The 14,119-nt window shown below is 48.0% G+C and carries 10 protein-coding genes and 1 tRNA gene; 7 read left to right on the top strand and 4 right to left on the bottom strand.

Annotated features, from left to right (window positions below; translation table 11 throughout):
- Positions 1-151: 151 nt before the first annotated feature.
- Complete coding sequence (gene lysS, locus LUQ50_RS02625) at positions 152-1,681, bottom strand: lysine--tRNA ligase (protein WP_300035754.1); 1,530 nt, start codon at positions 1,679-1,681, stop codon at positions 152-154.
- A 243-nt stretch (positions 1,682-1,924) separates the two neighbouring features.
- On the bottom strand, positions 1,925-3,241 hold the full coding sequence (locus LUQ50_RS02620) for a PEGA domain-containing protein (RefSeq protein WP_300035751.1): 1,317 nt from the start codon (positions 3,239-3,241) through the stop codon (positions 1,925-1,927).
- A 327-nt stretch (positions 3,242-3,568) separates the two neighbouring features.
- On the opposite strand from LUQ50_RS02620, the gene LUQ50_RS02615 reads away from it, so the two are divergent.
- The 3 genes from LUQ50_RS02615 (at position 3,569) to LUQ50_RS02605 (ending at position 6,845) form a co-directional block, all read left to right on the top strand.
- The gene (locus LUQ50_RS02615; RefSeq protein WP_300035748.1) at positions 3,569-3,727 is read left to right on the top strand and encodes a symporter small accessory protein; all 159 of its coding nucleotides are present in this window, start codon (positions 3,569-3,571) and stop codon (positions 3,725-3,727) included.
- The gene (locus tag LUQ50_RS02610; protein ID WP_300035745.1) at positions 3,727-5,289 is read left to right on the top strand and encodes a sodium:solute symporter; all 1,563 of its coding nucleotides are present in this window, start codon (positions 3,727-3,729) and stop codon (positions 5,287-5,289) included. Before LUQ50_RS02615 ends, LUQ50_RS02610 begins: the two co-directional genes overlap by 1 nt.
- 122 nt (positions 5,290-5,411) lie before the next feature.
- A complete protein-coding gene (locus tag LUQ50_RS02605; protein ID WP_300035742.1) occupies positions 5,412-6,845 on the top strand; it encodes a S8 family serine peptidase in 1,434 nt (477 codons plus the stop codon).
- Here LUQ50_RS02605 and LUQ50_RS02600 read toward each other — a convergent pair.
- Both LUQ50_RS02600 and trxA read right to left on the bottom strand, forming a co-directional pair.
- Complete coding sequence (locus LUQ50_RS02600; protein ID WP_300035739.1) at positions 6,842-8,953, bottom strand: DEAD/DEAH box helicase; 2,112 nt, start codon at positions 8,951-8,953, stop codon at positions 6,842-6,844. The two genes, LUQ50_RS02605 and LUQ50_RS02600, sit on opposite strands and share 4 nt — an antisense overlap.
- A 14-nt stretch (positions 8,954-8,967) precedes the next feature.
- Positions 8,968-9,387, bottom strand: a complete 420-nt coding sequence (gene trxA / locus LUQ50_RS02595) for a thioredoxin (protein ID WP_300035736.1) — start codon at positions 9,385-9,387, stop codon at positions 8,968-8,970.
- A gap of 91 nt (positions 9,388-9,478) precedes the next feature.
- Here trxA and LUQ50_RS02590 point away from each other — a divergent pair.
- The 4 genes from LUQ50_RS02590 to LUQ50_RS02575 form a co-directional block, all read left to right on the top strand.
- A tRNA-Met gene (locus LUQ50_RS02590) sits at positions 9,479-9,553 on the top strand.
- 106 nt (positions 9,554-9,659) lie between these two features.
- Positions 9,660-11,999, top strand: coding sequence for a hypothetical protein (locus LUQ50_RS02585; RefSeq protein ID WP_300035733.1), 2,340 nt, complete (start codon positions 9,660-9,662; stop codon positions 11,997-11,999).
- A 50-nt stretch (positions 12,000-12,049) separates the two neighbouring features.
- Positions 12,050-13,447 carry a rhodanese-like domain-containing protein gene (locus tag LUQ50_RS02580; protein WP_300035730.1) on the top strand — a complete coding sequence of 466 codons (1,398 nt, stop codon included), beginning with the start codon at positions 12,050-12,052 and terminating at the stop codon, positions 13,445-13,447.
- Positions 13,448-13,530: 83 nt separating this feature from the next.
- The coding region (locus LUQ50_RS02575; protein WP_300035727.1) for a TMEM175 family protein at positions 13,531-14,119 on the top strand (589 nt) is incomplete at its 3' end.

The following is a 14,119-nucleotide window of genomic DNA, read 5'->3' as shown; positions in this document are numbered from 1 at the left end:
TATGGATTATAAGTTTTTCTAAAAATAGTGAACTAATGCCGTTATTATCGAAAAAGACATCGAAGGAAGAACGCAGACGAAGAACAAAGGCTGAAAAAGAATTATATTTAGAGGCTATATTCAAAAATACGTATAAATTTAGTGATTGCGCCTATTGATTATCCTCACCCGGAGCAACCTCTTCTTCCTCTTCAGTAGTACTTTCCCTCCTCATTGAAGGGAAAAGGATGACCTCCTTGATCGAGGTATTGCTGGTGCTAAGCATAACCAGACGGTCAATTCCTATCCCGACTCCGCCAGTTGGTGGCATACCATAGCCCAGAGCGTTTACAAAATCATAATCATGCATCTGGGCTTCTTCATCACCAAGCCGCCGTTTCTCTTCCTGCGCCTCAAATCGTTCCAGCTGATCGATGGGATCATTCAACTCAGAGAATCCGTTTGCAAGTTCCATCCCGGCAATAAAGAGTTCAAATCGTTCGACAAACCCTTCTTTTTCCCGATGAACCTTTGCAAGAGGAGAGTTTTCGATGGGAAAATCAAGGATAAAAGTCGGCTGAATCAGTTTTTCTTCAACCAGAGTCTCAAAGAAGAGAGGCAGAGCTTCACGGTGACTACGGACACCCTCAACTCCTTCAACCCCAAGCGTCTTCCCCTTTTCTTTAAGGGCCTCAAGTGGATATGTAAAAATATCAATTCCACCAATGGTCTTCACTGCTTCCTCCATTGGCATTGAGTTCCACGGAGGGGTGAAATCTATCGTGTTGCCCTCGTAGGTAACTTCATACCCCCCAGTAACCTCCCTGATGATGCCTGAAATTATCTCTTCAGTCAGCCTCATCATATCTTTATAGTCAGCATATGCCTGATAGATCTCCACCATGGAGAATTCAGGGTTATGGCTGGTATCGATATCCTCATTCCGGAAATTTTTGGCTAACTCAAAAACCTTTTCAAATCCTCCCACTACAAGCCGTTTCAGATACAGCTCAGGAGCAATCCGCATGTAGAGTTTCTGTTCGAGATAATTATGGTAGGTAGTAAACGGCCTGGCATTTGCTCCTCCATAAATCGGCTGAAGTGTGGGAGTTTCAAATTCAAGAAAATCCCGTGCAGTCAGGTTATTACGAAGCTGCGAAAGGATCCTGCTACGTGTCCGGAACGTTTCTCTGCTCTCTTCATTGACTATCAGATCCAGGTACCGCTGACGGTATCGCTTTTCAAGATTGGTCAGACCGTGGAACTTTTCCGGGAGTGAGCAGAGAGCCTTGGTAAGCAGTTCAAAGTCATCTACCCAGAGAGTGATCTCTCCCACCTTGGTTCTGAACGCACGGCCTTTCACCCCGATGATGTCCCCACGCTCTACTCCGGATTTGAATATCGCAAACTTCCCATCAGGGAGGGAATCTTTCCTGATATATAGTTGAATTCTCCCAGATTCATCCCCTAGATCACAGAAAAAGGTCTTCCCATGATCCCTGACAATGTAGATCCGCCCTGCAGTTGCTACCTGTTGCGGAGATGGATCATGGGTAACCGAATCAAATTCAGTTCTGATCCCGGCGATGGTATGACTCCGGTGAAAACTGGGGGGATAAAGGGTGACTCCCTGTTCCTGGAGCAGGTTTCTTTTGGCAAGACGTTGTTCATCAAACTGTAATGCTGGATTATCGTATGACATGATAGATGTACTCCTCCCTATCACCCCCGGAAACGCGGATATCTCATCAGGGATGGGGGAGGGGCTAAATGGTGAAAGCCCCGGGCGGTCATGACCTGGTTATTACTCAGGGGTACCGCAATATTCGCTTACATAATCAAGGGCAGACTGGAAATAACCTTCGTAGAAGAGAGTATACAAACACAATAGGAGGGAAATGGTTGTAAAGAAATCCCACGGAAAATCAAAAAACAAAAAAGGAAGTCATATCTTGCGGCTGAAGAGGAATCCCATACCAACTATGACCCCGATAATCAGGAGCGGCGTTGGTCCGGGAATTCCTTTTCCGCGACTGCCGGAGGTATTTGAGTCTGAAGTGAGAACAGTGTTGATCTGAAGTACCTGTCCGGGAATGATATCCAATGATGAGTTATACTCCTGATAACCGGCAAGTCTGATGCTATAAGTGTGCCTACCAGAATTGAGAGTCTCTATTGTCGCTGGTGTAGTCCCTCGTATCTGCCCGTCGATCATGATATCTGCACCTGCAGGATCTGAACTAACTATCACCAGGCCACAGGCCTGGGGCATCGGGCTTGGATTCATCTGCACAGTAACCGGAGTAATTGTACCACTGGTGACTACAGCCATTGCTTCATAGTCTTCATAGTTTTTACTACTGACATAAATCCGATGACTTCCTGGGGTTACATTTGAGATCTCAAGTGGTTTGCCGGTTTCTGTCAAACCCTGATACTCATCATCCAAGAATACTGAAGCTCCCGGTGGCTCGGTAGTGACTACTACAAATCCACCAGAAGTGGCACTAACCGGTTTGAGAACTGCATGAACCTTGGTAGTTGCCTGGTTCTGCACTGATAGCCATTCAACATAATCATCATTTCCGGCATGAGCAATCTTCACTTCATGTCGTCCGGGAGGGAGGTTACCTACGACAAGATTCGTAGTTCCCACATGCACTCCATCAACATATGCCGTGGCACCTCCGGGATCTGAACTGATCTCAAGTGTTCCGGATTCCTTGCGGAGAGTCATATCCGCTGCCAGTTCTGTGATTTCCCCTGGATGAATCTCAACCGTTTTAACATACGGTTCATATCCAACCATGAAAAGTGAGACCAGATGCGATCCGGTGGGAAGATCCTGATAGGTCCACGGAGCCATCTGACCGTTCCCATTATCAACCGTCACCATTGCACCAGAGGGGGTTGAACTAACCTTCAGCGATCCGACGGTAGATACCGGAGATAGTACAGCCTGGATAGGTACTACTTCACCAGATGAAGGGCTTTGGTTGTATATCTGCTCCCAGATCTGAAATCCCTGCATCATGATTCTGATGACTGTCCCATTCGTGTTCATCGTCCGGACAGGGGCAATTACCGGAGTCTCTCCTGCAAATTTTCCATTCACAAGAACGTCAGCACCCTGTGGGTTAGATTTGACTTCGAAATATCCCATCGGTTCCTGCTCTGCTGTCACCGGAACCAGAAACAGAAGGATCAGTACAAACACCAGGAGGCACAGACATCCCTTCCTCAACACCGTCATCCTCACCATATCGGTAGATCTCGCGGGTAGTACCAGAAAAAGGATCCGATTACTCACACCCGGGCGATACTGCTCGTGTTGTATCCTGAAACCGAATCATAATTCGTAATTTCGCATGCGGTACATATCAGAAACTGCGAAAGGAGTAATTATCGAAACTGTGGTGCATAAGAAAGATAACTCTGCACCACAACCCTTCGTATTCATATAGATGAAAAGCAGACATGATGTTGGTAAACTGATGCGAATCTGTACAATCCCTGAAAACGGATTCTTGTCACCATCATTTTTCTTCGTGTTTAGATAGGGGACCGGATTTCATCCGATCCCCAGGTATTGACAACGCAGACAGGTTACCGCAGGTCTTCGATAATTATGACAACAATTTGTGGAATTTCTGATCCGATCATCATTGCAGGGTATGTCCTATCAATAGGATTCGCTTGTGCGTGTATTGTATACGGGCTGATAAACTGGAACCGGGGAGTATCCTGATGGCAACGGATCCGGTCGTTACCCTGGTAATTGTACTGATATACCTGGGAATCACTCTTGCCCTCGGATATCTTGGATACCGCAGGACGAACCATGCTGAAGATTACCTCCTGGCAGGCAGAGATACACATCCGGTGATCATCGCATTATCTTATGGTGCAACATTCATCTCGACTTCTGCGATCGTCGGGTTTGGAGGGGCTGCTGCAAACCTTGGTATGGGTCTGATCTGGCTTACGGTACTTAATATCGGAGTTGGAATCCTCCTTGCTTTTGTAGTGTTCGGAAAAAAGACACGTGAGAAAGGAGTTGAAACCGGTGCAGTCACCTTCCCGGATCTCATGGGGAAGATCTTTCACAGTCCCCGTCTTCAGCTCCTCTCCGGTCTGATAATTCTCATCAGTATGCCTTTGTACACTGCTGCAGTTCTGATTGGAGGTGCACGATTTCTCGAGTCAACCGTAAACATCCCGTATACCACTTCACTTCTGGTTTTTGCCGCGGTAGTAGCGGTGTACGTAATGTATGGCGGGCTCATTGCAGTCATGTACACAGACGCATTTCAGGGGACTATCATGTTCATCGGGATGACCCTGCTCCTGGTGCTGACCTACGTGTATCTTGGTGGGGTAACTGCTGCACACTCAGCTCTTGCTGCGATGTCCAATCTTGTCCCTGCATCACTGCATGGCCAGGGTATGACAGGATGGGCATCAATGCCAGAATTTGGTTCACCAATCTGGTTCACCCTTATCACCACCCTGGTCCTCGGGGTAGGTATCGGGGTCCTGGCCCAGCCCCAATTAGTGGTCAGATTCATGACTGCAAAAGATAACCGGGCACTCAACCGGGCTGTTCTGGTTGGTGGTCCGTTCATTCTGATGATGACTGGTGTCGCTTTCACGGTTGGGGCACTGACCAATGTCTACTTTCTTCAGCATACCGGAAAGATTGCTGTAGATGCTGCAGGTGGGAACATTGACTCCATCATACCGGTTTATATCAATCAGGCTATGCCTGAACTGTTTGTGATCATCTTCATGCTTACCCTTCTCTCTGCAGCGATGTCCACGCTTTCAGCTCTGTATCATGCTATGGGAACTGCCCTTGTTTGTGATATCTGGGGATGGGGAAAAACCTGCGCTCTCTCAGTTAGGGCAAACCAGATCGGATGCCTGATTATGATGCTTCTGAGCGTAATTCTTGCCTTAGCCATGCCTGAAGGAATTATTGCCAGAGCTACCGCAATGTTCATGGGCCTGTGTGCATCAGCATTTCTTCCTGCATTCGCTGTCGGCGTCTATTCACGACATCCATCACAGGCAGGCGCCATATGGAGCATGATTGCCGGAGGGGGAATCTGGTTCTTCTGGACCGCATTTGTACATACTGCTGAAGCAAAAATTCTGGGGATCTCCCAAATCCTTACTGGAGGGCAGACCATACTCGGACTTCCCTGGTCAGTGATCGATCCTCTGGTCATTGCGCTCCCACTCTCATTCATAATTATGATCATCTTTCAGGTCAGAGACCGGGCAGGAAACAACCCTGGTTCCTGTTGAATTCCATACTATCTTTTTCTTCCAGCCGAGAAATTTATAAAGAAGTGACCCATATCCAGTCATGCTGGATTCGGCTTGAACATCAGGTCTGACTGATACATTCGTAGCACTGGGGGGATTGCATGACGCAGAAAAGCATTTTTGTACTTAGGATACTGCTTGTGCTCTCCATATTCATTACAGGTGCCACCGCAGGATCCGTGTATACTTCAGACAAGGAGATACCCGCAACTGAAAAAGATACCACCATTGCCACGAATGCAGGAGAACTCAAGACCCAGGGAGATATTCTGGTCAGAAGCAACGGAGTCCGTGAAGTATTCGGGGTTGCAGGGAAAGGTATCAAAGTCGGTGTGATCGCTAACGGAGTTGAATCAATAGATATCTCCCGACAGGCTGGGGAACTCCCTGATGTCCACATCCAGTCCAAAGGGACCGGTGATGAAGGAACTGCGATGCTTGAGATCATCCATGACATTGCACCAGATGCCGATCTCTACTTTCATGCGTATGGCACCAGTTCTGATACCTTCAAAACTGCGATAACCGACCTGGCAAACGCCGGATGTAATGTCATCTGTGATGACCTCTACTTCTTTCGTCAGCCATTTCTACAGGATGGGGATGTCACTGATCACATCAGATCCATTCTGAAGGCGAATCCACACCTGATTTATGTGACTGTATCAGGGAATTTTGCACCACTTCATTACCAGGGGCCATGGAAGGCAGGGGCATCATATGGGAGGCGGCAGACCCTCCAGGACTTTGGATCAGGGGATTCTGCAGTGAATATCACCCTGCTGCCTGACGAACGCATCATCGCTACTCTCCAGTGGGATGATCCCTGGGGTCATGCCTCTACTGATTACGATCTGGTACTCACGGATCCCCGTTCAGGGGCGGTGCTGGCAACCAGCAACTTCACCCAGAACGGGACTATCGATCCGTTTGAACACCTGGTTTACACACCTGCAGGAATAAACTCAGAGAAGGTATCCCTTCAGATTGTCCGGAACGGTCAGACCACCACCCCCAATACCCTTGAACTCTTCATCAGGGGCGTGGATCCAAAAGGTGTGGACAAGTCATATATGAAGGATCCATACGATTCGATCTTCGGCCACGCTGCAGTAGAGGAGGTTGTCACAGTCGGTTCAGTTGAACCTGCCTCACCCTTTGCCATCTCACCTGATTCTTCCCGTGGACCGGTCACCATCCGGTACCCGGTCTCAACCAAACGATGGAAACCTGACATTTGTGCTCCAACCAATGTCAATGTAAGTGGTGCAGGGCATTTCCCGGATCCCTTCCCGGGAACCAGTGCAGCTGCCCCGCATGTTGCCGGGGTGATAGCCCAGCTCTGGAGTGCCTTCCCTGACGTACCCCGTGATGAGTTTAAACAGGTTATCTACACCAGTGCAGATGATCTGGGTGCACCTGGATGGGATGAGACCTACGGATACGGGTTGCTCAATGCAGAGCGGGCATACCGGCTTCTCTTTGATACGAATAAACCGGCATACAATACCAGCGACACCATATCCGGATCCTAAAGTTCAGAAGCGATTATTATTTCACGCGAGTTCAGTTCACAGACCAGTTTATCAAGTCTTATTTGGTCAAATATCAGCATATTACGCAGAGACTCATGAGAGAGGAACTGATCATAAGACCTGTTGACTTCTCTGATTGTGTATATCCATTCCCCGGGCTCCGAAGGATCAGATTGGGATAATGCAATAATTCTGTCAAGAATCCACTCTGATGAGAGAACACCGGATGTCATATGGATAGACACACCATCAAACCCACCTTTCAGGCTCACACACTTTTTCTTTCTGCATGAATGTTTGAGATAATGAAAGATCACCCGGTTCCATTCTGCTCCCAGAAATGTGTACACTTTTACACTCTCACTTTCCTTTCTCAGGATGATCCTCTCAGGACCCGAACCCTCTGGCAGACAGGAGGTATATTCATGAACTAATTGATGAACCTGATTCGGAAATGGAAGATCTGGAAGTCCATCCCTGACGATCTCAGATACCTTCTGCATCAGAAGGTAACTTGTTCCCTGAAATGATCCTCCAAAGACCGGAGGTTCAGCAGGGAAAGAGACAGGGTTTGCCTGAATAGTGGTAGGATCAGGATCATTCCCGGCACTTATCCAGGATCTCCCCCCCAGCCTGAACCGATTTAGTCGGCAGAGATCAGCCCCTTTCATGGATACTGTTCCTATTAGATCACCTTCTGGTGATTTCACCGTACATATTCTGCCCTCACTGATAACCGAATATTGGGAACCATGCTGCAGATCTGCCCATCCCTCAAGGGCCGGGGCAGGCATAAGGAAATTCTGATCTATAAGGATGAGACCCGCTTCAACGAGCGATGCAATAACAGAACAAATCTGCTCGTTAGAAATATTGTCGAAAGCTCCAGATCCCTGTAACCGGTTCATCAGCCGCTGACGGGGGATCCTTGATTCTGTAAGTAGTGAAAGAACGATCTGCTGAACCAGTACCCTGTAGGGATATCTGATGATCCTGACCGGCTCTATCTCACCGGCAGCAGCCAGGGAGATGACAGCAGCGACGGTTATGGTTTCTTCCGGATCATTGAGCAGAAATGCCATCTGTGCATGGGTTCCTCTTCTCCCAACCCTCCCAAGTCGTTGAAGAAATGACGAGACACTGATCACCGGACCAGAATGAATCACCAGATCCAGCGATCCGATATCGATACCGAGTTCAAGGGTACCGGTGCAGATGATAGCACCACAGGTTCCCCTGGCAAATGCCTGTTCTGCTTCTTTCCGGGAAGCCGGAGAGACCGACGAGTGATGAACATAGATTGGGACTTCAGATCCTTCAAGAAGACTGGATAGAGTTTCCGCTTCTCCCCTGCTTCGTGAAAAGATGAGCGAACGCCTTCCACGTATCAGGGATTCAACTCGTTTCTGATCTGTATTATCCCATCCGCAGCAGAAGAAGAACTCCCGGGAAAGAGGCTCATGTTCAGCCCTGACCACCTGTGAACCCGCCCTTCCTCCACTCATCCATACCAGGACGTCTTCTGGATTTCCAATGGTAGCAGAAAGACCAATTCGCTGGATATGATGACCGGATCGCTGCTCCATCTGATCTAGGGATGCAAGGAGCTGAATCCCACGCTCTGATGCGGCAAGGGAGTGGACTTCATCAATGATACATATGGTAACCCGATCTACCAAAAGAGGTCCAGAGGAGCCATGTAACAGAATCGCCAGACTTTCTGGCGTCGTAAATAGTATTGCAGGGGGATCTGAGTCAGGAATAAACGAACCCGGACAATCGCTGTGCACCTGTACTGTGGTAAGATGAAATGGAGTGAGCAGATGGTCAAGGCGATCAGACATATCAGCGATCAGAGCCCGAAGAGGAGAAATATAGAGACAGAACGGCAGACTTGGATGATTTTTCAGAATCTGATCAAGGACCGGGATGAAGGCAGCCTCACTCTTACCTCCGGCAGTCCTGGCAGTGAGAAGGAGATCCACCCCTGAACAAATCGGCTCATACGCTAGTTCCTGGATCCTCCGCAGTTCCTTCCAATGCAGAGTATGGTGAATAACCTGCTGCAGTGATGGATGGAGTTTAAAAAAAATTGATGAGTCAGGCATCACCCGTGCCTGACTCAGGGTATCTGAAATATTTGTCTGATCTGCTGCTCAAGTTGGGGCCTGGGAAGCGCTCCTGCAATCTGGTTTACGACCTGCCCATTCATGAAGAAGAATAATGCCGGTATCGCGCTGATGCCGAACTGGTATGCGATCTGCTGATTTTCATCAGTATTGCACTTTGCAAACTGGACTTTACCTGTAAACTCAATTGACAGATCCTCTATCACCGGCGCGAGCATTCGGCAAGGCCCACACCAGGGTGCCCAAAAATCAACAAGGAGCCGGGGATACCGGTTCACGGTATCGGTGAAATTCTGTGCATTTAATACAAGAATTCCACCATGCGCAGCATCTCCTACTGGTGACGGCGGATCAAACCTCTTTCTGAGCTCTTCCATCTTCCGCTCCCTGATATCCCGGAGTTCATCATCCATACGAACTAGGTGTCAGATCCGGCAATAATCTTTCCAGCAGATTGAGAGACAAGTATAAATAAAACTGGCACCAACATTGTAGTCCTCATTAAGCGAGGTGGGGTAGTCAGGATATCCCGTCGGGCTCATAACCCGAAGACCGATGGTTCAAATCCATCCCTCGCTATTCTGTTCTTTCATGTGCTACATTTCTCAATTGAAATGTTTTCATTTTTTTTCAATATTCGATCAGGTTTCGTCATGACCTTTGACACTGATAAGCGGGGACTTCGGTGAGAGTCAGGGTGACCCAGGAGTTTGAATCCTGTCTTTCACGGATTTTAGAGAATACCTCTCAAAAATTAGTACCCTATTTTCAACCCTTGGAAAAGGGACCTGCATACAAAGCGGGAGTTACAGCCTGTATCCTTCAGCTGAGTGTTACCAGCAAGATTGCACTCTTTTCAATACCTGATGGTTCTGATACACCTGTTAAACAGGACATCGTAGCGCATGCCGCAAGTGCGGAGGTGTCTGCAATGATCCTGATCACCCCGGAAGGAGAACGGGCAATATTTTCTGAAGATGTTGCCGATGCATATGCCTGGCTAAAGGAGATCTGCCTTCCGGGTAATCTTTCTGCTCACCATTCACATTCTGAAATTCAGATCTCTTTAACCGACCCTACAGAGGGAATCATCCAGTACCTCACCGAACTCAGAAAAGAGTTGAACAGCTGGCTCTACCGAAAAGACGGGGAGACATCTGAATCGGTAAGGGAACTGACGATTCAGACCCTGATCAATCGTATCCTACTGACCAGGATATTTCTTGCACATGACATATCTGACCCATCCGGGACAGACATAACACTCAGGGATGCCCTCTGCTCATTTGCATCAACCGTTCCAGTGCAGGATATCTATGATATCCAAACCAGGGTCCCTGACGAAGAGACCACGCAGTTGGTGTATCGTCTTGCTTCTGCACCGGTACGGGTATTACAGGACATCAGAATCTCATGGATAACTCCTGAATGCTGGGCTGCCGCTTTTGCCTGCTATTTTTCTGGACTTCACCGGAAAAAACGCCTTAAAAAAAGTTTTTACGAAGAAGAGGAAGAAAATAGGGAGATACAAGTTCATGGATCAGGTGCCGGTACCCTGATATCCGGAATACTTGAGAGGGAGGGCACTCACCTGCTTTCAGGAAAGATATGGGATCCGGCTTCTGGAACTGGTGAACTCATCGCTCTCGTGCTCAGACTTCTTCGTATGGACCTTATCAGGAGTGGCAGGAGTGATTCCATCATCAGCCGTCTTATCACTGCAGGTGAGAAGATACATGCAACTGAAGCATCCCCGTCCAGGATAGTGGTTACCCGGTTCGTAATTTCCTGCTGGATCATCAGTAGTGATTTAGATGACCCTTCCCTTACCGGAACCCCGCTCTGGTATCCATTCTTCTCACTAACAAGGCAGATACGGGCAGGATCCCCCCTGTACGACGAACGAACCCTCGAAGAGTTTAGTTCAGTTCATGAGGGATACCCGGTACTACGTCACCTGCATCCTCTCTCTCCCAAAGCCCTTACTCCTGAAATCAGGCCATTTTCTCTGATCCTTTCCTGTCCATGTGGCCAGTCTCCCGGAGGGCCTCCCGAAGTTGCCTCCTACCTTACCCGACGTTTCATCTCGTATACGAAGGGAGTGAGCCGGGGGGCTTTATTTGGGGAGATGGCTAGTGAATGTATTGCGCCTGGGGGGATTTGTATCATCTTCCTCGAGAAAAACTGGCTCTCCGAATCTACATACCAGGGGTTCAGACGATGGGTTGCAGATATCCCTCCTATCACGATCTTTGTTCCCGAAGATGGCCCCTATCTGGATTATCAGGAGGATCTAACTGCTGTGATCTATCACCCGGGTATCGAAAAAGTGCATACAGCTGTACGATTCAGACCTCGGGAGGGAGAAACCGGATTCCAGATCAGAAAGTACCACATCATTCCTGCAGAACAACCCCGGGATGATGGATGGCGACTTCAGGATCCCTGGGAACAAGAGATGATGAGGCGGCTTCATAAGGGAACAATACCTCTCACTGAATACCTCTTCGATGAACTCTACCCGGGATCTGAAGGAGGCCGGTTGATTCACTCTTCCGGGTTCTGGATATCACTCCTCTGGAATGAGTTAGAACTATCGGCGCATTCCGGTCTGAATCCAAGACCTGATGCTGTTACCATCATCCCGGGACAGGATCCGTATCTCATCACTCTCCTGCACTCGTCGCTCATCAGATGGTATGTGAAGACCACCATGAGGAGTGGACAGAATCTCTTCTCTGATCCCGCAAGTCTTATCAGAAACCTTCCAATCAGGGTGATAGACCCGTACTCAGAGGAAGATCAACAGGCACTTACAGCTTTGGAGATGATCAGATCCCGTCTTGACATGTTAATCAGAAAAAAGGAGATCTCTCATACCTGGCACGACATCTCTAGAATACAGCAGCAGATCACCAAATCCCAGATTGATCTGGATCACTGGATCGGGATATTGTATGGGCTATCATCAGAAGAGTGTGGAGTTTTCAGGCAGCGCCTTGATACTACTGAACCGATGATATGAACCTGGGCTTCAAATATGATGAGAACACGTTCTGATCTATTGAGTCGGCCATGATCATCAGACAATTCTTCATCCCCGGTATTGCTCATAGTTCTTACCTCATCGGGGGAGTGAGTTCATGCCTTATCGTCGATCCTACCCGTGATGTCGATCGGTACCTGGCAGCTGCCAGAGACGAAGGCATGCATATTACCGGAATCCTGGAGACACATCTTCATGCTGATTTTGTGTCAGGACACCTGGATCTAAATGAAAAAACCGGTGCTCCGATCTATATGCCTGCACGTGCACAGGCACTCTTTCCCCATATGCCGGTGAGAGATGGATCGGTTATCACGATAGAGGATCTCAGGATTGAGGTCAGAGAGACACCAGGTCACACACCTGAACACGTCTCCTATGTGCTGATTCACCAGAGCAGTTCAGAGAGCCCCTTCGCTGTCTTCTGTGGTGATACCCTGTTTGTAGGTGATGTAGGCAGACCTGATCTCTTCCCAGGGAAGGCACAGGAACTGGCATCATCCCTGTATACAAGCCTCCATGATCACCTGATGACCCTGCCTGATCACTGCAAGGTCTACCCGGCACATGGAGCAGGATCACTCTGTGGCAGAAAACTATCTGCACAGAGAGAAAGCACAATCGGGTACGAACGAATATCTAACCCAATTCTCGCTATCAAGGACCGTGAAACATTTATTTCAACCCTGACTACTGCCATGCCACCAGTTCCGGATCACTTCGGCAGATGCTCAGAGATTAACCGGAGAGGCCCGGTATTGGTTTCAGCATTACCAGTTCCTGCTCAACTCAGTCCAGGGGAGATCAGTAGACTGCTGGAGGAAGATACTGTTGATCTCATTGACTTACGAGGGTATGACGCATTTGGAGGATTTCATATCCCATCAAGCTGGAATATCAACATTGACCTGAACTTTTCCACCTTTTCCGGATGGGTGCTGAACCCTGACCGGGATCTGATTCTTATTGGAGATCACCAGGACCAACATGCAAAAGCAGTCCTTATGATGAACCGGGTAGGACTTGATTCTATCAGAGGTTATTTGTCAGGCGGAATGCAAAAATGGGCATTTGCAGGATATAATTCGGATCATGTTTCTATCATTTCGGTACAGGAACTCGCCACTCTGATATCACATAATCCCACACTTCAGATCCTTGATGTAAGAACAGCCGATGAATATGCCGGGTATCATATACCCGGATCTGTGAATATCCCCTGGCCTGATCTCCGCACGAGAACAAGCGAACTTAGATCAGCCGGGCCTGTTGTGGTGATCTGTGGATCCGGGTTTAGATCAGGGATCGCATGCAGCATCCTGAAGCGGGTCGGGTGCCACGATATCCTCAACGTAGCAGGAGGATACACCGGATGGATCGCAGCAGGTCTGAATACCGCAACTTCCCTGACATCTCTTAAAAATTGACCAATTTCAGAGAGAATATAGCGGGAGAGGTAGATCAACTACAGATTCGATTGTACTAATGACACCCACAGGCAGAGGATACTATGAAACGATCTGAATATTATGAAGAAAAGGGCCTCGACCGTATCATCGGGATGAGTGACGCCATCTTTGCATTTTCATTGACACTTCTAGCAGCGGATCTGATTGTTCCCGATCTATCAGCAGTGAATTCATTCCAGCTTTCCAATGATCTGATTCAGGAAATACCAAGATTCCTTTATTTTTTGCTTACGTTTCTGATCACCTGGGCGTACTGGGTAAAACATCACCGGGTCTTCCGATTCATCAGGAGATATGATGATGTTCTGATCAGGCTGAATATGTTCTTCCTCCTCTTCATCCTCCTTATGCCATTCATTACCAAGGTAATCAATGAACATAGCGGGATTCAGATCGCAGTAATCATTGCTGCACTTGGATATGCTGCCCCGGGATATCTGGCAAGTATCATGTGGCACTACGCTTCAACCAATTACCGGTTGATCGATACAAAGATTCCACATGATTATATCAAAAATACCATCATTGAAAACTATATCAGCCCGATACTATTCACCGTCTCAATATTGTTCTCGTTTATAAATCCGGCATATACCATGTACAGTTGGTTTCTGCTCTTTACAATAGGAT

Source organism: Methanospirillum sp., from assembly GCF_028679455.1.
In the GTDB taxonomy this organism is placed as follows: Archaea; Halobacteriota; Methanomicrobia; order Methanomicrobiales; family Methanospirillaceae; genus Methanospirillum.
The sequence above is the reverse complement of the archived record's forward strand: the minus strand, read 5'-3'. Positions and strand labels throughout refer to the sequence as shown.